Here is a 17,723-nt window from a genome sequence, read left to right as displayed (position 1 = left end):
GCGTCCGCGTTCGTTCGCGCTGTGCACCCCCAGAAATTCGCGCTGTGACTCCCCAGAAACCGGATCCACTTCGGAGCGACCACTGTGACGCCTGAATTCCATTCCCCGACCGGTACGCACGACGCCTTTCCCGCGCCGCCGCCCGGCTGCCCGGCCCATGGGCTCGGCCCCGGAAGCCTGCACCGGCTCCACGAGGCGGAGGACCTGGGGGAGCTGTACGAGCAACTCCGCGAGCAGCATGGCCAGGTGGCGCCCGTACTGCTCCACGACGACGTGCCGATGTGGGTGGTCCTCGGCCACACCGAGAACCTGCACATGGTTCGTACGCCCTCGCAGTTCTGCCGGGACAGCCGTATCTGGAACCCGCTCCTCGAGGGCATGGTCAAGCCCGACCACCCGCTGATGCCGCACATCGCCTGGCAGCCGATCTGCTCCCACGCCGAGGGCGACGAACACCTGCGGCTGCGCGGTGCGGTCACCGGCGCCATGTCCACGATCGACCACCGCGGTATGCGCCGCTACATCAACCGCTCCACGCAGCGCCTCGTCAACCGGTTCTGCGAGGAGGGCAGCGCCGACCTGGTCGCGCAGTTCTCCGAGCATCTGCCGATGGCCGTGATGTGCGAGATCCTCGGCATGCCCGACGAGTACAACGACCGTATCGTCGAGGCCGCCCGCGACATGCTCAAGGGCACCGAGACGGCGATCGCCAGCAACGCGTACATCATGGACGCGCTGATGCGGCTCACCGCCAAGCGGCGGGCCCGGCCGGAGGAGGACTTCGCCACCCATCTGATCAACCACCCGGCCCGGCTGACCGACGACGAGATCGGCCAGCACCTGCGGGTCGTGCTCATCGCCGCCTACGAGGCCACCGCGAACCTCCTCGCCAACGTGATCCGGGTGGTCCTCACCGACCCGCGCTTCCGCGCCCAGCTCAGCGGCGGCCAGATGACGGTGCCCGAGGCGGTCGAGCAGTCCCTGTGGGACGAGCCGCCGTTCAGCACCGTGTTCGCCTACTTCGCCAAGCAGGACACGGAGTTGGGCGGTCAGCACATCCGCAAGGGGGACGGGCTGCTGTTCGCTCCCGCTCCGGGCAACGTCGATCCGCGGGTGCGTCCCGACCTCTCCGCCAACATGATGGGCAACCGTTCCCATCTCGCCTTCGGTGGCGGACCGCACGAGTGCCCCGGCGCGGACATCGGCCGTGCGATCGCCGAAGTCGGTGTCGACGCCCTGCTGATGCGGTTGCCGGACGTGGAACTCGAATGCCCCGAGGAGGAGTTGGAGTGGCGGCACTCGATCGCCTCGGCCCACCTCGTGGAACTGCCGGTCCGCTTCGCGCCGAAGCCGCCGCAGGACGTCCTGCGGAAGCCGGGCCAGGCCCCGGTCCCGCCCCAGCGCGCCACCTGGCAGGTCGGCACGCCGCAGCCCGGGCAGGCACCCGCGCCGGCTTCCCAGCCGACGTCCGCGCAGCCGCCCGCGCCGACGCAGGCACCGGATCCGGCGGCTGCTGAGCCGGTGCGGCCGAAGGGGGTCCTGCGGCGGTTCCTGCGGTGGTGGCGGGGTAACTGAGGGGCCGGTGGCGGCGTCCCGCGGTTGTCGTCGGCCTGCGGGGTCGCCGTCTGTCGGGTGGTCGGTGTGCGTTCCTGGCGGCTCGCCGCCTGCCCGGGGGTTGCGTCCGCCTGGGGGTTGCCGGGTGGTTCTGGCGGTGGTGCCTGCTCGGTGGTCGCCATCTGGTGGTCGCCGTGTCTCTGGCGGCCGCGTCCGCCTGGGGGTTGCCGGGTGGTTCTGGCGGTGGTGCCTGCTCGGTGGTCGCCATCTGGTGGTCGCCGTGTCTCCGGCGGCCGCGTCTGCCTGGGGGTTGCCGGGTGGTTCCGGCGGTCGCTGCTTACCCGGCGGTCGCCACGCGGTGGTTGCCGTGTCCCCGGTGGTCGTGCCTGCTCGGCGGTTCCAGTGTGCCCCCGGTGGTCGTGCCTGCTCGGCAGTTGCAGTGTGCTCCTGGCGGTCGAGTCTGCCTGGCGGAAGCGCCTGCCCGGTGGTCGCGCCCGCCAGGCGATCGCCGTTTGCTCCCGGCGATCGCCGCCGACCTGGCGGGCCCCGCCCCGCCATCGGTCGGCGCCGGACGCCACCCGTCACTGATTCGGTGCACCCTCGCCGTACGGCTGCTCCGCCGCCCACCCGGCATACGACGCCCAGGCCTCAAGGGCCCGCGTACTCCGGAACCGGTGTGCCACCCCCGTCACCGGATCGGTGAACTCCAGTGCCCGTGCCAGCAGTTGGAGCGGGCGCCGGAAGTCGCCGGCCGGTACGGGGGCGGTGACCTCGGGGTACAGCGGGTCGCCGAGGAGCGGGACGCCCAGCGCGTTCATGTGGACCCGTAGCTGATGGGTCTGACCGGTGGTGGGTGTGAGCCGGTAGCGGGCGAGCCCGGCCCGGTGGTCGACGACCTCGACGCGCGTGACGGCGTTCGGCTCGCCCTCGACCTGCCGGGCGGCGAGCACCCCGCGCTCCTTCAGGATGCGGCTGCGCACGGTCCGGGGCAGGGCGAGCTCAGGATCGTACGGCGCCACCGCCTCGTACTCCTTGCGCACCCGCTTGTCGCTGAACAGCGTCTGATACGCGCCGCGCTCCTCGGGCCGCAGCGTGCACAGGACCAGCCCGGCGGTGAGCCGGTCGAGCCGGTGCGCGGTGCTCAGCGCCGGGATGCCCAGCTCCCGGCGCAGCCGCGCCAGCACGGTCTCGGTGACATGGCCGCCGCGCGGGGTGGTGGCCAGGAAGTGCGGCTTGTCGGCGACGACGATGTGCTCGTCGCGGTACACGACGTCCACCGCGAACGGCACCGGCACCTCCGGGGGCAGCTCCCGGTGGAACCACACGAACATCCCCGGCACATACGCCGCGTCCGCCGCCACCGCCTTGCCGTCCGCCCCGACGACCAGCCCCGCGTCGAACATCCCGGCGACGACCCCGGGCGCCGCCCCCGAGAGCCGTTCCACCAGATACTCCCGCACGCTGGCCCACGGCCCCTCGAAGGGCAGCCGCACCCGCACCGCGTCGATCCCGTCGCGCTGCGGCAGGGGAGAGGGCGGGAGCGGGCTACGGCGTCTCATCACGATCAAGCGTACGGCTCCGGAAATGCTGAGAGTGCGGCGCCGGATGCACGCGGCCTTCCAGGACCCGGAGATACATCAGTGGCACGTCCGGGACGCGGACGCCGACGCCGGCCCCGACGCCGAGGCTGAATCCGCCCCGACCGTCGGCCTAGACAGCGGCCTCGGGCGGCGCCGTCGTCTCCGGGGTGGTGGTCGCGGGCGCCGTCCGCCTGCGGTACGCGCGGAAGCCGACGCCCGCGAGCAGTGTCACGCCGAGGAACAGGACGGTGAAGTACTGGAAGTACCAGTGCCCACCCGCCGGGTCGTACACCGCCGCCCGTGGCCAGGCGAGGTTGACGGTCATGACGAGGCCGTACAGGAGGGCGAGGGCGTTGAGCGGGACGCCCCAGCGGCCGAGGGAGAACTGGCGGGCGCCCGTCTCGTCGGTGCCGGCGGCGGGGAAGCGGCCGCGCAGGCGGGCGACCAGGAGGGGGCCGGTGACCATCGCGTAGGCCAGGTACAGCATCACGATGCAGGTCGTGCCGATGGCGAGGAACGCCTCAGGTGAGGCGAAGTTGAGCAGCAGCAGGGCCGCCGCGAGGACGCCGACGACCAGGGCGGGCGCGCCGGGCATGCCGGTGCGTGGGTTGACCTTCGCGAGGCGGCGGGAGAACGGGAATTGGCCGTCGCGGGCCATCGAGAACAGCATCCGGCAGGCGGCCGTCTGGATGGCGAGGGTCGCCACCGTGATCGCCACCACCACGTCGGCCAGCAGAACTCGGCCCACGCCGTCGCCCAGGCTGCTGGTGAGGACGTAGCTCAGGCCGTCGACCGCCAGCCGGCCGTCGGTGAGGCTGGGCGCGGCGAGCAGCCCGCCGAGCACGAGCAGTCCACCGAGCAGGCCCGCGGCGCCCAGCGCGGTGAGGATCGTGCGGGGCGCGGTGCGGCGCGGGTGGAGAGTCTCCTCGCTCATCTCGCCCGCGCTGTCGAAGCCGATCATCACGTACGCCGCCGTGAACGAGCCCACCAGCAGCGCGCCCAACAGGCCTGACTGGGCGGCGCCTTCGGTGTGGAAGGTGATGCCGGGGGAGCGCTCGGAGTGGGTCAGCAACAGCACGATGATCAGTACCGCGCCGATGATCTCGGCGGTCACGCCTACCCGGTTCACCAGCGACAGCACCCGGTTGTCCAGGAGGTTCACGACCGTGGTGAGGGCCAGCAGGAGCACGCCGAGCAGCGCCGCGTTGGCCGCGCCGTCCGCCGAGGTCGGCGCGGGGTCGGTGCCGATCAGCTGGAAGCCGGACCAGATCGCGGGCAGCACCATCTGCAGCGCCAGCGCGGCCGCCGCGACCACCACGATCTGCCCGATCACCATGATCCAGCCGGCGAACCAGCCGAAGGTGAGGTTCGACAGCCGCGAGGACCACTGGTAGATCGCGCCCGAGATCGGGTAGCGCGCGGCGAGTTCCGCGAAGCACGCGGCCACCAGCAACTGCCCGACGAGCACCGCGGGCCAGGCCCAGAAGAAGACGGGGCCGCCGAACGCGTACCCGAAGGCGAAGAACTGGAAGACGGTCGTCAGGACGGAGATGAAGGAGAAACCGGCCGCGAAGGACGCGTACCGGCCGAGGCTGCGGTGCAGTTCCTGGCGGTACCCGAACTCGGCGAGGGAGCGCTCGTCGGCGTTCAGCGGCGGGTCGGGGCGTGGGGCGGCGGGGGCGGTGCTCGTCATGGCGGCAACCTGCTTTCGCACAGCGGCGCAAGAATTCCTGTCGGGCGACAGAAATTAGGGAGGGGCTGTTTCGAACGCATGACGTGCTCATGTCCGAGCCGATCCTATGTGCTCACGGCGGACGCGGGCGGGCCCTTCGGGGTGCCGGCGCGCCCTTGCGGGGACCCTTCGGGGTGGTCCAACGCGCTGGGGATGCTCCTGAGCATCCCGGGTACGACGAAGGGGCGGCACTCTGGGAGTGCCGCCCCTTTCGAGGAGTCTCACGCGGCCGGTGCCGCCCCCTCCTGCTCCGCCTCGATCCGTGCGTTCCAGTCCCGCTTGGAGGCCTGCCAGCCGTCCTCGTTGTGGCCGAGTCGCCAGTAGCCGGAGATCGACAGGTCCTCGCGGGGCATGCCGCGCTCGACCCGCAGCAGTTGGCGCAGCTCCTTCACGAAGTGCGCCTCGCCGTGCACGAACGCGTGCACCCGGCCGTCGGGGAAGTCCAGCGCGCGCACGGCCTCGACCAGCGCCTCGCCCACGGGACGGGAGCCGCGGTGCAGCCAGATGACCTCCACATCGGAGTCGATCTTCTGCTCCTCCTCGGGGCCGGCGATCTCCACGAAGGCATACACCGTGGCGCCGTCGGGCAGCGACTCCAGGGAGCGGGCGATGGCGGGCAACGCGCTCTCGTCGCCGACGAGCAGATGCCAGTCGGCATCCGGGTCGGGTGCGTAGGCGCCGCCGGGACCCATGAGCCGCACGGTCTCGCCCGGCTGGGCGCGCATCGCCCAGGGGCCGGCCAGGCCCTCGTCGCCGTGCAGTACGAAGTCCAGCGTCAGCTCACGGTGCTCCGGGTCCCAGGCCCGCACGGTGTACGTCCGCGTCACCGGCCACTGCTCGCGCGGCAGCTCCTCGCGGATGCGCTCCAGGTCGAAGGGCTCGGGGTAGCTCACGCCCTCGGGGGCGAACAGCATCTTCACGTAATGGTCCGTGCAGGTGTCCGCCGCGAACTCGTCGAGCCCCTCGCCGCCCAGCACCACACGCTGCATGTGCGGGGTCAGCCGTTCGGTACGGATGACCTGCGCGGCGTGGGGCTTCCGCGGCTTGCGGGCAGGGCGTAGCGCCATCACTGGCCTCCCTCGTTCCAAGCTTAGGTTTACCTAAGTTAGCACCTCCCCCGGCGAATGCCGCTATGAACGTTCATGAATCGGTGCATGTCGTGCTCGCGAGAACCGAATTCCCCGCACCGCGAACCCCATGCACCCGATCGCTCCCTTCACGCCCCCAGCGTCACCAGCAGCCGCTGCAGCGACCCGCCCAGCCCCCATCGCACCGCCAGCTCGTCCAGTGCGGCCGAATCCCGGGGCGCCCGCGGCAGCGCCGTGTCGACGTCCGGCAGCGGTACGTCGTCCGCGACGCGCACGACCGTCGGCGCGACGGCGACGTACGGCCGCGACTCGTCCAGCCGCTTGCGCTGCGAGGGCGTGAGCTTCGCCTTGGGGTCGTCGACCGCGGCCATGATCCCGGCCAGGTCGCCGAACTCGGCCAGCAGCTTCGCGGCCGTCTTCTCGCCGATCCCGGGCACGCCCGGCAGGCCGTCGCTCGGGTCGCCGCGCAGCGTCGCCAGATCCGCGTACCCCCGGCCGTCGACGCCGTACTTCTCGCGCAGCCACTCCTCGTCGGTGAGCTGGAGGGTGCCGACACCCTTGAGCGGGTACAGCACCCGCACCCCACGCGCGTCGTCCACCAGCTGGTACAGGTCGCGGTCGCCCGTGACGATGTCGACCGGGCCCCGCGCCCGCGCGGTGAACGTGCCGATCACGTCGTCGGCCTCGTACCCCTCGACCCCCACGCGCGCGATGCCGAGCGCGTCGAGGACGGACTCGATGACCGGCACCTGCGGCGACAGGGTGTCGGGCACCTCCTCCTCGTCGGGCCCCGCCTCGCGCTCCTCGGCGACGCGGTGCGCCTTGTAGGACGGGATCAGGTCGACCCGCCACTGGGGCCGCCAGTCGGCGTCCATGCAGGCCACCAGCGCGTCCGGGCGGTGGTCCCTGACCAGGCGGTCGATGAAGTCGAGGAGGCCGCGCACGGCGTTCACCGGCGTGCCGTCCGGGGCCTTCACGGAGTCCGGGACGCCGAAATAGGCGCGGAAGTAGAGCGAGGCGGTGTCGAGGAGCATCAGTCGTCCGGTCACGCCCCGCATCATGCCGTAAGCCACTGACAGTCATGCCGCACGGCACCGACGGCGACCCTTCGGCGCCGCTCCGTGTCCTTCGGTGCGCAACGAGTTGCGCTGGACGCCATTTCTGTGGCCTGGACCACTTGTGCGTTTGTGCCCGGTGATCAGGGGCAGGCGCGGCCCCGGAGCGACGACACTCGCGCAGGCAACCGGTGCGCCCCCGTCGCTCCCTTCCTTTGCCGTCGAGACAAGAGGTACCTGTGTCATCCAGGCTTGAGGCCGAACATCTGTACAAGGTGTTCGGGAGACGACCGAAAGATTCCGTCGAACGGCTCCGCCAAGGGGCCGACCGCGAGGAGTTGCGCGCCGACGGCACCACCGCCGCCGTGATCGACGCCTCCTTCACCGTGGAGCCGGGCGAGATCTTCGTCGTCATGGGCCTGTCCGGATCCGGCAAGTCCACCCTGCTGCGCATGCTCAACGGGCTCCTGGAGCCGACCGCGGGTCACGTCCGCTTCGACGGCCAGGACCTGACCGCGATCGGCGACCGCGAGCTGCGCGAGGTCCGTGCGAAGAAGATCAGCATGGTCTTCCAGCACTTCGCGCTCTTCCCGCACCGCAGCGTGCTGGAGAACGCCGCCTACGGCCTGGCCGTGCAGGGCGTGCCCCGCGCCGAGCGCGAGCAGCGCGCCGGCGAGGCGCTGGCCCTGTGCGGTCTCGCCGGGTGGGAGAAGTCCTGGCCCGACGAGCTGTCCGGCGGTATGCAGCAGCGTGTGGGCCTCGCCCGCGCGCTGGCCACCGACGCCGATCTGCTCCTCATGGACGAGTCCTTCAGCGCGCTCGACCCGCTGATCCGCCGCGACATGCAGGACCAGCTGCTCGAACTGCAGCGCACCCTGAAGAAGACGATCGTCTTCATCACCCACGACCTCAACGAGGCCATGCGCCTCGGCGACCGTATCGCCGTCATGCGCGACGGCCGTATCGTCCAGAACGGCACCGCGGAGGACATCCTCCTGCGCCCGGCCGACGACTACGTCGCCTCCTTCATCCAGGACGTCGACCGCTCCCGCGTGCTGACCGCGGGCGCGCTCATGGACACCTCCGTCACCGCCGACGCCCCGGTGTGCGCCTGCGAGACCGCGACGCGCGAGACGTCGTTCGCGGACCTGTGCGCGATCAGCGCCCGGCTGTCCCACCGCGTCTCGGTCGTGGACGACGAGAACAGGGTCGTCGGCGTCGTACCGCGGCAGCGGCTGGTCGGTTTCCTCGGCGACGAGAGTGGCGATCCCACGCCCTGCGACACCCCCGACGGGAAGGTGATCGCCCATGCCTAGGCTGCGTCTCGGTGACTGGGTCGACTCCGGTGTGGACTGGCTCGTCGCCCACATGGGCTGGCTCTTCGACGCGATCAAGGCGGTCGTGGAGGGCATGTACGACGGTGTCAACGCCGTCCTGACCGCACCCGAGCCCCTGCTCCTCGCGGGCATCCTCGCCGTGCTCGCCTGGTGGCTGCGCGGGCTGGTCGCGGGCGTCATCGCCTTCGCCGGGTTCGCGCTCGTCGACTCGTTGGACCTGTGGGAGCAGGCCATGTCGACGCTGGCCCTGGTGCTCGTGGCCACCGTCATCGCGCTGGTGATGTCGATCCCGCTGGGCATCTGGGCGGCCCGCTCCAGGACGGTCAGCGCGGTCGTACGGCCCGTCCTGGACCTGCTCCAGACGATGCCGTCGATGGTGCTGCTGATCCCGGCCATCCTCTTCTTCGGCCTGGGCACCGCCGCCGGCGTCATCGCCACCCTGATCTTCGCGCTCGCCCCCGGCGTCCGCATGACCGAGCTGGGCATCCGCCAGGTCGACGCCGAGCTGGTCGAGGCCGCAGAGGCGTTCGGCACGACACCTCGCGACACCCTGCTGCGCCTCCAGCTGCCGCTCGCCCTGCCGACGATCATGGCGGGCGTCAACCAGGTCATCATGCTGAGCCTGTCGATGGTCGTCATCGCCGGCATGGTCGGCACCGGCGGCCTCGGCGGCGCGGTCAACGAGGCCATCGGCCAGCTCGACATCGGCTTCGGCTTCGAGGCGGGCGTCGGCATCGTCGTCCTCGCCATCTACCTGGACCGCATCACCGGCGCGCTCGGTGCGCAGATCTCCCCACTCGGCCGCCGTGCCGCCGCCAAGGCCCGCGCCGCAGGCGGCACCAAGGTCTGGAACCACCGCCCCCGCCCCGTCGTCGCGGTCGCCGGCGTGGCCGCCCTGGCCCTCGTCGCGGGCGGCATGGGCGTCTTCGGCCCCACCTCCGGCACCGCCGAGGCCTCCGCCACCAACGTCGGCAAGGGCAAGGAGATCAAGCTCGGCTACATCCCGTGGGACGAGGGCATCGCCTCGACGTACCTGTGGCAGGAGCTCCTGGAGCAGCGCGGCTTCGAGGTCAGCACCACCCAGTACGCCGCCGGCCCCCTCTACACCGGCGTGGCCACCGGCCAGATCGACTTCCAGACGGACTCCTGGCTGCCCACCACCCACGCCGAGTACTGGAAGAAGTACGGCAGCCGGCTCGACGACCTCGGCTCCTGGTACGGCCCCACCTCGCTGGAGCTCAGCGTCCCGTCGTACGTCAAGGGCGTCGACTCCCTGGAGGACCTCAAGGGCAACGCCGCCAAGTTCAAGGGCAAGATCATCGGCATCGAGCCGAGCGCCGGAATGATGGGCATGCTCAAGGACAAGGTCCTCAAGGAGTACGGCCTGGAGGGTGAGTACGACGTCGTGGACGGCTCGACGCCCGCGATGCTGGCCGAGCTCAAGCGCGCGTACGCCAAGAAGGAGCCGGTCGTCGTCACGCTCTGGTCGCCGCACTGGGCGTACAGCGACTACGACCTGACCAAGCTCAAGGACCCCAAGGGCGCCTGGGGCAAGGGCGACGGCGTGCACACCCTGGCGCGCAAGGGCTTCGCCGAGGACAACCCCGAGGTCGGCCAGTGGCTGAAGGACTTCTCCATGACCGAGCAGCAGCTCACCGGCCTGGAGTCGCAGATCACCAAGGCCGGCAAGGGCAAGGAGCAGGACGCCGTCCGCACCTGGCTGAAGCGGAACCCCGGCCTGGTGGACAAGTGGGCTCCGGTCGCCGGGTCGGAGCAGAAGAGCTAGGGGGTGTCTTCTGGGTCAGGTCGGCTGAGAGAGACGGCGCCTTCCAGCCGACCCGAGCGGGGTCTGGTGCGTGCAGCTGCAAGGCGGAGGAGGGAGTCGACGCGGAGCGTCGGCGACCGACGACAACGCGGCAGATGTGCGTGCCAGGGCCCGCGACGCCGGCATGATCCAGAAGACACGCCCTGGGGCGGCCGGGTGACCTGACGGGCCCGGACCGCCGCCCGAGGGGTGGGTCACGCCGTACGTTTTCCCCTCACGTACGGCGGGCCCACCCCTCGCGGCATGTCCGCATAGTCGTACGGCATGCCTACGAGAAGGATCCGGCCAACCACGCAGCGCTACCCCACCACCTGAGCCCGGCCGTGCCGACTTCCCACCGCCGACACCGCCCCAACGATCCGGCGGGTGGCCCCGGTTGACGCGATGACCAGGTGCTCCCACTGTGGGAGGCGGGGAACACGGACGGCCTCCGGAGCATTGAACAGAACAACAGCTCTTCCGCGCTGAACGGAAGTCAGGGGCCGCACGCGGGCGCCGGGAGGTTCGCGGGAGCCGATCCGCTGGCGTGAACCGATGGGTCGTACTCCCCACGACGTGCCGTCGATGTGACGGGCGCATGAAACGGTTTGCCGAACATGCGTAGGGTGCAAGGAACTCAACAGAAGGGGTGCGCCGCAAGGCGGGCGCGAGGACAGTGGACCGACGAGCGAAGGAGGGAGCCGGAGCGATGGGCGACCACAAAGAACAGCCCCTTCGGGTGGGCGCGGCCGTGCGTCGGCGACGCCGCGCGCTGGACCTCACCCTCGCCGTCGTGGCCGAGCGCAGCGGCCTGTCGGTGCCCTTCCTGAGCCAGGTCGAGAACGACCGGGCCCGCCCCAGCAGAAGCTCCCTCGAAAAGGTCGCCGACGCGTTGCGTACGACCGCCGTCGAGCTCCTCGCCGCCGCCGACCCGGCGTGCAGCGTCGACGTGGTCCGGGCCGACACCACCGAACTGGCGCCGGAACCACGGACGCGGTCCCTGGTGCGCGGTCACCACCAGATGCATGCCTCGGAGTTCACCGGCGACCATGACGCGGGCCGTGAATTCCAGTACCGCAACGACCAGTTGATGTACGTCGCCGACGGCGGCGTGGAGATCGAGGCGGAGGGCCGCGCCTATCGCCTGGGCCGGGGCGACACCCTGTACCTCACCGGCGGGGTGCGCCACCGCTGGCGGGCGACCGTGCCGGACACGCGCGTGGTCGTCGTGGCGGTGGCGGAGCACATCGAGGCGGTCCGGGACCGGCCGGGGCGCTGATGCGCGTCGTCTCCCTGGTGCCGTCCCTGACGGAGGCCGTGGCCGTCTCGGTCCCCGGCGTCCTTGCCGGCGCCACGGACTGGTGCAGCCACCCGGCCGACCTGGACGTCCCTCGCGTCGGCGGCACCAAAAGCCCCAAGGCCGACCGCATCGTCGCCCTCGCCCCCGACCTGGTGATCGCCAACGAGGAGGAGAACCGCGAGCCCGACCTCGCCGCCCTCCGCGCGGCCGGCGTCGAGGTCCTGGTGACCGAGGTCCGGGACGTGCCGGGCGCCTTCCGGGAACTGGCGCGCGTGCTGGACGCCTGCGGGGTGGCGGCACGCCCGCGCTGGCTGGACGAGGCGGAGGAGGCGTGGTCGTCCCTCCGGCCCCCGGAGTGCCGTACGACGGCCGTGGTCCCGATCTGGCGGCGCCCCTGGATGGTACTGGGCCGCGACACCTTCGCGGGCGACGTCCTGGCCCGCCTCGGCGTCGACCACCTGTACGCGACGCACGAGGACCGCTACCCGCGCATCCCGTTGGACGACCTACGAGCGGCGGCCCCGGACGTCGTCGTCCTCCCCGACGAGCCGTACCGTTTCACGGCCGACGACGGCCCGGAGGCCTTCCCCGGACTGCCCTGCGCGCTGGTCAGCGGGCGGCACCTGACGTGGTACGGCCCGTCGTTGGCCGAAGCACCACGCGTGCTGTCGGAGGCGCTGCGAGCAGCGCACCGCTGAGCGGGCCGTGCGCGGTGCACATTGGGCGAATTGCGGTTGGCGGCCGGGGACGTCGTCGTCTTCCTGGATGAGCCGTACGGTTTCACGGCCGACGACGGCCCGGAGGCCTTCCCCGGACTGCCCTGCGCGCTGGTCAGCGGGCGGCACCTGACGTGGTACGGCCCGTCGTTGGCCGAAGCACCACGCGTGCTGTCCGGGGCGCTGCGAGCAGCGCACCGCTGAGCAGACCGCGCGCGGTGCACACGGCGGCGACGGCCCATGTGCCGACCAGCACGACGTACAGCCCGACGGCGAGCCCGTCGTAGACCACGAGCCCGGTGTGCCGGCCCAGCGCCGCGGCGCCGGTCACACACGTACCCACCGGGAAGGTGAACGCCCACCAGGTCATCGCGAACCCCATGCCGTGCCGCCGGGCTCGCACGACATGCGCGGTGGCGAGCCCGAACCACAGGAGCGCGAAGCCCATGACGGGTACGCCGTAGAGAACCGCGAGCACGCCGAAACCCCCGCTGTACGGGGCCGGTACGACGCCCGGGGCGACGTCCGCGAAACTGCCGACGGCGGTGGTGGACTGCCCGAGCGGCCCCAGCACCAGGAACAGGGTCGGCGTGAGGGCCAGGGGCAGCGGACCGCCGGTGATCAGCCGGGCGAACACCAGCGGCAGCATCAGCAGGGTGCCGAGCAGGCTGAGCCCGAACATCGCGAAGCAGGCGAGGAGCAGGGTCTCCCGGGCCTGCCCGGGCGGCAGATGCGGCACGAGCAGCGGCCCGAGCGCGGCGGACACCATGGGCGCGACGAGGGGGAGCAGCCATACAGGCGTGGCCTGTGACGGCTCGATGCGATGGCGTACGGCCATGAGGTACGGGACGGCGACGGCGGCCGCCAGCGCGACGACCGTACCGGCACTGAACAGCACGGCGTCGAGCGCGACCGCCGCCCCGGTCCCGATCCAGTCCCGGCCGACGGTGACGGCACCGCCGCCGACGGCGAGCAGGGCCATCGCCAGGCAGCCGTAGAAGGGTGCCGTGGCCGGGTCGAGGAGGTGGGCGCGGGCCTGGTCGCGGTGGTGGGTCCAGTGGAGGGCGCGGGCGGTGAGCAGGGCGAGAAGCAGGACGAGCGAGAGCATCCAGACGGCTGCGCAGGTCGTGCGCAGGCCGGGAAGCTGAAGCGGCAGCGCGGCTCCGGCGGTGGCGACGGCGGCGGTGCCCATGACGGAGGCGTACCAGTTGGGTCCGAGGTGACGGACGGCGGTGACCATGGTGTCAGCGTCGCGCCGGCCTTCGCCGTCCACCAGGGAGTTTGCCTCTATGGGCACATAAACTGGCCTTATGACAGAGGCGGCGGAGGGGCAGTTTCGCGCGGGATCCCTGGCACATCGTGTCCCGGAGCTCGGCGCGCTGGAGCTGTTGTTGGCGGTGGCGCGGCTTGGCAGTCTCGGCGGGGCGGCGCGTGAGCTGGGGATCACCCAGCCGGCGGCGAGCAGCCGGATCCGGTCGATGGAACGGCTGCTCGGGGTCGCGCTGGTGGACCGGTCACCGAGGGGCTCGCGGCTCACGGACGCCGGGGCGCTGGTGACGGACTGGGCGCGGCGGATCGTGGAGGCGGCGGAGGCCTTCGACGTGGGGGCGCAGGCGTTGCGGGACCGGCGGGACTCGCGGCTGCGGGTGGCGGCGAGCATGACGATCGCGGAGTATCTGCTGCCGGGCTGGCTGCTCGCGCTGCGCGCCCAGCGGCCGGACACGGCGGTGTCGCTGCTCGCGGGCAACTCGGCTGCCGTGGCGGAGCGGCTGCTGGCGGACGAGGCGGACCTGGGGTTCGTGGAGGGGCTGACGGTGCCGACGGGGCTGGATTCGGTCGTCATCGCCCACGACAACCTCATCGTGGTCACGGCGCCGGGGCACGTCTGGTCGCGTCGGCGGCGGGCGCTGGAGGCGTCGGAGTTGGCGGCCACGCCGTTGATTCTGCGGGAGGAGGGGTCGGGGACGCGGCAGGTTCTCGACGCGGCGCTGGGTGGGCTGGCCCGGCCTCTGATCGAGCTGTCGTCCACTACGGCGGTGAAGGCGGCCGCGGTGAGTGGGGCGGGGCCGGCGGTGCTGAGCGAGCTGGCCGTCGGGGAGGAACTGTCGATGCGGCGTCTGGTGAGCATTCCGCTGGCCGACGTGTCCCTGGCCCGGGACCTTCGGGCGGTCTGGCCGGTGGGCCATCGGCCGGTGGGCCCGGCGCGGGACCTGCTGTCGCTGACGCGAGGATAGTTTCTCGCCCCCGCCGCCCCTACCCGTCCCGTCCTTCTGGGGCTCCGCCCCAGACCCCGCTCCTCAAACGCCGGAGGGGCTGGATTCAGCCCGTCCGGCGTTTGAGGACGAGGCCCCTTAAGGGCCGAAGCGGGGGTCTGGGGGCGGCAGCCCCCAGGTACGGGACGGGTAGGGGCGGCGGGGGCGAAATCCATCCCCGTCAACCACCCGCCGCCCCCACCAACCCCCGCACAACCCGCAGATCCTCCCCCATCTCCGGATGCCACTGCACCCCCAGCACCCACCCCGCAGCCGACGGCAGTTCCACCGCCTCCACCGTCCCGTCCGCCGCGTACGCCGACGCGACAAGCCCCTCGCCCAGCCGGTCCACGGCCTGATGGTGATACGTCGGCACCGACGTCTCCTCCGGCACGACACCGCCGTACAGACTCCCCGGCACCGGCTTGACGGTGTGGCTGCCGAAGACGCCCACGACCTCCGCGTGACCGTCGATGTGCTGCACGAGCGTCCCGCCGAGGGCGACGTTCAGCAGCTGCATGCCCCGGCAGATCCCCAGCAGCGGAACGCCGGACGCCAGCGCCGCGTCGATCAGGGCCAGCTCCCACGCGTCCCGCTCCCGCGCGGGCGGCCCGGTACGCGGCTCGCGCTCCGCCCCGTACCGGACCGGCTCCACGTCAGGACCGCCCGCGATGACCAGCCCGTCCAGCCGGGCCACGGCGGCCTCCGCGAGCGACGGGTCGTCCGGCGGGAGCATCGCGGCCAGGCCACCCGCCCGCTGCACCAGCCGCGGATAGCCGGCCGGCAGCAGCGCCGCCTCCAGCTCCCACACGCCCCAGCGCGCACCGGACTCCAGATAGGTGCTGACCCCGATCAGCGGCCTGGCCACAGCGACTCCCTCACACTCACAGGCGACGGTTCAGTCCCGTGCCAACTCTGCCTCGGCCGCGGCCAGCGCCGCGAACTCCTCCTCCGGCGCCTTCGCCACCAGGCGCTTACGGCTGTACAGGCCGAAGTAGGCGACGGCCACGACGTACACCAGGAGTGCGATGACCGCCGCCGTCACGTCCACCAGGAACGTCGCCACCAGCGCCGCGCACGCCAGCACCAGCGCGACCGACGACGTCACCACTCCGCCCGGCGTGCGATACGGCCGCGCGAGCTCCGGCTCCCTGCGGCGCAGCACGATGTGCGACAAGGACATCAGCGCGTAGGAGATCGTCGCGCCGAAGACCGCGATGTTCAGCATCCGGGCGCCGTCGCCCGTCAGCGCCGCCAGCAGGAAGCCGATCGTGCCAGGGACCAGAAGGCCGAGGTACGGCGCCTTGCGGCTGCTGGTCAGGGACAGGAAGCGGGGCAGGTAGCCCGCGCGGGACAGGGCGAACAGCTGGCGCGAGCCCGCGTAGATCAGCGAGAAGAACGACGCCACCAGGCCCGCCAGGCCCGCGTAGTTCACGATCCGGCTCAGCGTCGTCGCCTCGCCGTCCGGCTGAAGGGCCTCCACCAGCGGGTTGCCCGCCTCCTGGATCGCCGCCGAGCCCCGCGCACCCGCCGCCGCGAAGAAGGTCACCACGGCCAGCACCACGAGGATGGCCATCGACCAGCGGATCGCCTTCGGCAGCGTACGGGCGGGCTCTTTCGTCTCCTCCGCGGCCAGCGGCACCCCCTCGACGCCCAGGAAGAACCACATCCCGAACGGGAACGCCGCCCAGATGCCGAGCAGACCGAAGGGCAGCCAGGAGCTCGACCCCGCCGCCGACGCATCGACAGGGATGTCGTCCAGCGACCCGAAGGAGAAGTCCGGCAGCGCCGCCAGCGCGAACACGACCAGGGCCACCACCGCGATGCCGGTGACGACGAAGCTGAAGCGCAGTGCCTCGCCCACACCCCAGAGGTGGATGCCGAGGAAGATCGCGAAGCAGACCAGGTACATCGGCCAGCCGGACTCCAGGCCGAACAGGCCCAGCGACTCGACGTAGTCGCCGATGAAGATGACGATGGCGGCGGGCGCGAGGACGTACTCGATGAGGATCGCCGTACCGGTGAGGAACCCGCCCCACGGGCCCAGGGCCCGGCGTGCGAAGCCGTAGCCGCCGCCCGCCGTCGGCAGGATCGACGACAGCTCGGCGAGGGCGAAGACCATGCAGGCGTACATCGCGCCCATCAGGACCATGGCGATCGCCAGGCCGCCGAAGCCGCCCTCGGCCAGGCCGAAGTTCCAGCCCGAGTAGTCGCCGGAGACGACGTACGCGACTCCGAGTCCGGTCAGCAGCACCCAGCCGGCGCTGCCGCGGCGCAGCGTTCTGCGCTCCAGATAGTCGTCCGCCTCCGCGGCGGGTGTGCTTGTGGATTCCGTGGATTCCGTGGACATCGGGCCAACTCCCCACGTGCGGTGGACACCGGGCAATTTCCGGGCACGGTGGGGTCGACCGAGCTCCGGCTCAATGGAATGGATCCACACCTTTGCGGTGTCCACCAGGGGAAGGCAATACCCGTGCGTTAATCGCCCGTAAATCCTTGGCTCACCCGGAGGTGATCCGGCTCAGCCCAGGAAGCCCCGCAACAGCGCCGCCGTACCCCCGCAGTGCTCGCGCATGATCTCCCGCGCGCACTCGGCGTTGCCCTCGATCACGGCCTCCACCAGGGCGGCGTGCTGGCGCTGGGAGTGCTCCAGGTTGCGCACGAGGAGCGGGATGCAGTCGAGGAGGTCGTTGACGGTGGCCCGGACGGCCGCGTACTGGGCCGTGAGCGTGGGGGAGCCGGACAGCTCGGCCAGCGTCAGGTGCAGCAGGGTGTCCAGGCGCCGGTACTCGGCGAGCGGGGCGTCGTGCGTGCGGGCCAGGGCCTCGCGCAGCCGGTCGGCCTGCTCCTCCTCGAGACCGTGCGCCGCGCACAGCCCGGCCGCGCCCACCTCCAGCACCTCACGGAAGCGCAGCGTGTCCTCGACGTCGACGTCCTTCAGGCGGCGGCGCAGCTCCTCCTCGCCGGGCGTCACGGAGCGCGGCAGGACGAACGTTCCGCCGTAGCGCCCGCGCCGCGACTCGACCAGGCCCTGGTCCTGGAGCACCTTCAGCACCTCGCGCAGCGTCACCCGGCTGATCCCCAGCCGGTCCGCCAACTCGCGCTCGGCGGGCAGCCGTTCGCCACCCGGCACCAGACCGAGCCGGACGACCTGGAGGATCTGCTCCAGGGCCTCCTCGAAGCCGTTGCCGGCCCGCACCGGCCGCAGCACCGACGTCAGCCGGTCGTCGTCGGTCCCGGGCGCCCCGTGCTCCGTGTCCGCCTGCGACATGTGGCCGGACCCCCTTCCCAATCAATGGTCCTGC

15 protein-coding genes are annotated in these 17,723 nt (G+C 71.8%); 7 read left to right on the top strand and 8 right to left on the bottom strand.

Features of this window, described 5'->3' with window-relative positions:
• Positions 1-84: 84 nt before the first annotated feature.
• Complete coding sequence (locus ACIA8X_RS22300; protein ID WP_399458939.1) at positions 85-1,575, top strand: cytochrome P450; 1,491 nt, start codon at positions 85-87, stop codon at positions 1,573-1,575.
• A gap of 560 nt (positions 1,576-2,135) precedes the next feature.
• On the opposite strand, the gene ACIA8X_RS22295 is transcribed toward ACIA8X_RS22300, so the two are convergent.
• The 4 genes from ACIA8X_RS22295 to ACIA8X_RS22280 form a co-directional block, all read right to left on the bottom strand.
• Positions 2,136-3,113 carry an RluA family pseudouridine synthase gene (locus ACIA8X_RS22295; RefSeq protein ID WP_399458938.1) on the bottom strand — a complete coding sequence of 326 codons (978 nt, stop codon included), beginning with the start codon at positions 3,111-3,113 and terminating at the stop codon, positions 2,136-2,138.
• A 151-nt stretch (positions 3,114-3,264) separates the two neighbouring features.
• Positions 3,265-4,827, bottom strand: coding sequence for an amino acid permease (locus ACIA8X_RS22290; protein ID WP_399458937.1), 1,563 nt, complete (start codon positions 4,825-4,827; stop codon positions 3,265-3,267).
• Positions 4,828-5,087: 260 nt separating this feature from the next.
• Positions 5,088-5,933, bottom strand: a complete 846-nt coding sequence (locus ACIA8X_RS22285; protein ID WP_399458936.1) for a siderophore-interacting protein — start codon at positions 5,931-5,933, stop codon at positions 5,088-5,090.
• A gap of 149 nt (positions 5,934-6,082) precedes the next feature.
• Complete coding sequence (locus ACIA8X_RS22280) at positions 6,083-7,012, bottom strand: 5'-3' exonuclease H3TH domain-containing protein (RefSeq protein ID WP_393461384.1); 930 nt, start codon at positions 7,010-7,012, stop codon at positions 6,083-6,085.
• A 236-nt stretch (positions 7,013-7,248) separates the two neighbouring features.
• On the opposite strand from ACIA8X_RS22280, the gene ACIA8X_RS22275 reads away from it, so the two are divergent.
• The 5 genes from ACIA8X_RS22275 (at position 7,249) to ACIA8X_RS22255 (ending at position 12,370) form a co-directional block, all read left to right on the top strand.
• A complete protein-coding gene (locus tag ACIA8X_RS22275) occupies positions 7,249-8,325 on the top strand; it encodes a glycine betaine/L-proline ABC transporter ATP-binding protein (protein ID WP_399458935.1) in 1,077 nt (358 codons plus the stop codon).
• A complete protein-coding gene (locus ACIA8X_RS22270) occupies positions 8,318-10,132 on the top strand; it encodes an ABC transporter permease/substrate binding protein (protein WP_399458934.1) in 1,815 nt (604 codons plus the stop codon). Before ACIA8X_RS22275 ends, ACIA8X_RS22270 begins: the two co-directional genes overlap by 8 nt.
• 727 nt (positions 10,133-10,859) lie before the next feature.
• Complete coding sequence (locus ACIA8X_RS22265) at positions 10,860-11,429, top strand: helix-turn-helix domain-containing protein (protein ID WP_393461262.1); 570 nt, start codon at positions 10,860-10,862, stop codon at positions 11,427-11,429.
• Positions 11,429-12,148, top strand: a complete 720-nt coding sequence (locus ACIA8X_RS22260) for a helical backbone metal receptor (protein ID WP_393461264.1) — start codon at positions 11,429-11,431, stop codon at positions 12,146-12,148. The genes ACIA8X_RS22265 and ACIA8X_RS22260 overlap by 1 nt, the downstream gene beginning before the upstream one ends.
• Before the next feature lie 21 nt (positions 12,149-12,169).
• The gene (locus tag ACIA8X_RS22255; protein ID WP_399458933.1) at positions 12,170-12,370 is read left to right on the top strand and encodes a helical backbone metal receptor; all 201 of its coding nucleotides are present in this window, start codon (positions 12,170-12,172) and stop codon (positions 12,368-12,370) included.
• On the opposite strand, the gene ACIA8X_RS22250 is transcribed toward ACIA8X_RS22255, so the two are convergent.
• Positions 12,282-13,406: a TDT family transporter gene (locus ACIA8X_RS22250; RefSeq protein ID WP_399458932.1), complete on the bottom strand. Its 1,125-nt coding sequence runs from the start codon at positions 13,404-13,406 to the stop codon at positions 12,282-12,284. The two genes, ACIA8X_RS22255 and ACIA8X_RS22250, sit on opposite strands and share 89 nt — an antisense overlap.
• Positions 13,407-13,476: 70 nt before the next feature.
• Between ACIA8X_RS22250 and ACIA8X_RS22245 the strand changes: the two genes are divergently transcribed.
• Positions 13,477-14,400, top strand: a complete 924-nt coding sequence (locus ACIA8X_RS22245; protein ID WP_393461266.1) for a LysR family transcriptional regulator — start codon at positions 13,477-13,479, stop codon at positions 14,398-14,400.
• Positions 14,401-14,599: 199 nt separating this feature from the next.
• Here ACIA8X_RS22245 and ACIA8X_RS22240 read toward each other — a convergent pair whose 3' ends face one another.
• The 3 genes from ACIA8X_RS22240 to ACIA8X_RS22230 form a co-directional block, all read right to left on the bottom strand.
• Positions 14,600-15,274 carry a gamma-glutamyl-gamma-aminobutyrate hydrolase family protein gene (locus tag ACIA8X_RS22240; RefSeq protein ID WP_399459020.1) on the bottom strand — a complete coding sequence of 225 codons (675 nt, stop codon included), beginning with the start codon at positions 15,272-15,274 and terminating at the stop codon, positions 14,600-14,602.
• A gap of 42 nt (positions 15,275-15,316) precedes the next feature.
• Complete coding sequence (gene eat, locus ACIA8X_RS22235; RefSeq protein ID WP_399458931.1) at positions 15,317-16,768, bottom strand: ethanolamine permease; 1,452 nt, start codon at positions 16,766-16,768, stop codon at positions 15,317-15,319.
• A 171-nt stretch (positions 16,769-16,939) separates the two neighbouring features.
• The gene (locus ACIA8X_RS22230; protein WP_393461270.1) at positions 16,940-17,689 is read right to left on the bottom strand and encodes a FadR/GntR family transcriptional regulator; all 750 of its coding nucleotides are present in this window, start codon (positions 17,687-17,689) and stop codon (positions 16,940-16,942) included.
• Between the last annotated feature and the right edge of the window lie 34 nt (positions 17,690-17,723).

Origin of the sequence: Streptomyces sp. NPDC051738 (assembly GCF_044453205.1) — a bacterium.
Lineage (GTDB): Bacteria > Actinomycetota > Actinomycetes > Streptomycetales > Streptomycetaceae > Streptomyces.
Note: the sequence above shows the minus strand (reverse complement) of the source record. Positions and strands in the feature narration are given on the sequence as shown.

Bases quoted from the DNA above. Each gene is read 5' to 3' on its own strand.
- ACIA8X_RS22250 (WP_399458932.1), bottom strand. From the start codon at position 13,406: ATGGTCACCGCCGTCCGTCACCTCGGACCCAACTGGTACGCCTCCGTC.
- ACIA8X_RS22270 (WP_399458934.1), top strand. From the start codon at position 8,318: ATGCCTAGGCTGCGTCTCGGTGACTGGGTCGACTCCGGTGTGGACTGG.
- ACIA8X_RS22290 (WP_399458937.1), bottom strand. From the start codon at position 4,827: ATGACGAGCACCGCCCCCGCCGCCCCACGCCCCGACCCGCCGCTGAAC.
- ACIA8X_RS22295 (WP_399458938.1), bottom strand. From the start codon at position 3,113: ATGAGACGCCGTAGCCCGCTCCCGCCCTCTCCCCTGCCGCAGCGCGAC.
- ACIA8X_RS22260 (WP_393461264.1), top strand. From the start codon at position 11,429: ATGCGCGTCGTCTCCCTGGTGCCGTCCCTGACGGAGGCCGTGGCCGTC.
- eat (WP_399458931.1), bottom strand. From the start codon at position 16,768: ATGTCCACGGAATCCACGGAATCCACAAGCACACCCGCCGCGGAGGCG.
- ACIA8X_RS22230 (WP_393461270.1), bottom strand. From the start codon at position 17,689: ATGTCGCAGGCGGACACGGAGCACGGGGCGCCCGGGACCGACGACGAC.
- ACIA8X_RS22265 (WP_393461262.1), top strand. From the start codon at position 10,860: ATGGGCGACCACAAAGAACAGCCCCTTCGGGTGGGCGCGGCCGTGCGT.
- ACIA8X_RS22285 (WP_399458936.1), bottom strand. From the start codon at position 5,933: ATGGCGCTACGCCCTGCCCGCAAGCCGCGGAAGCCCCACGCCGCGCAG.
- ACIA8X_RS22245 (WP_393461266.1), top strand. From the start codon at position 13,477: ATGACAGAGGCGGCGGAGGGGCAGTTTCGCGCGGGATCCCTGGCACAT.
- ACIA8X_RS22280 (WP_393461384.1), bottom strand. From the start codon at position 7,012: ATGCGGGGCGTGACCGGACGACTGATGCTCCTCGACACCGCCTCGCTC.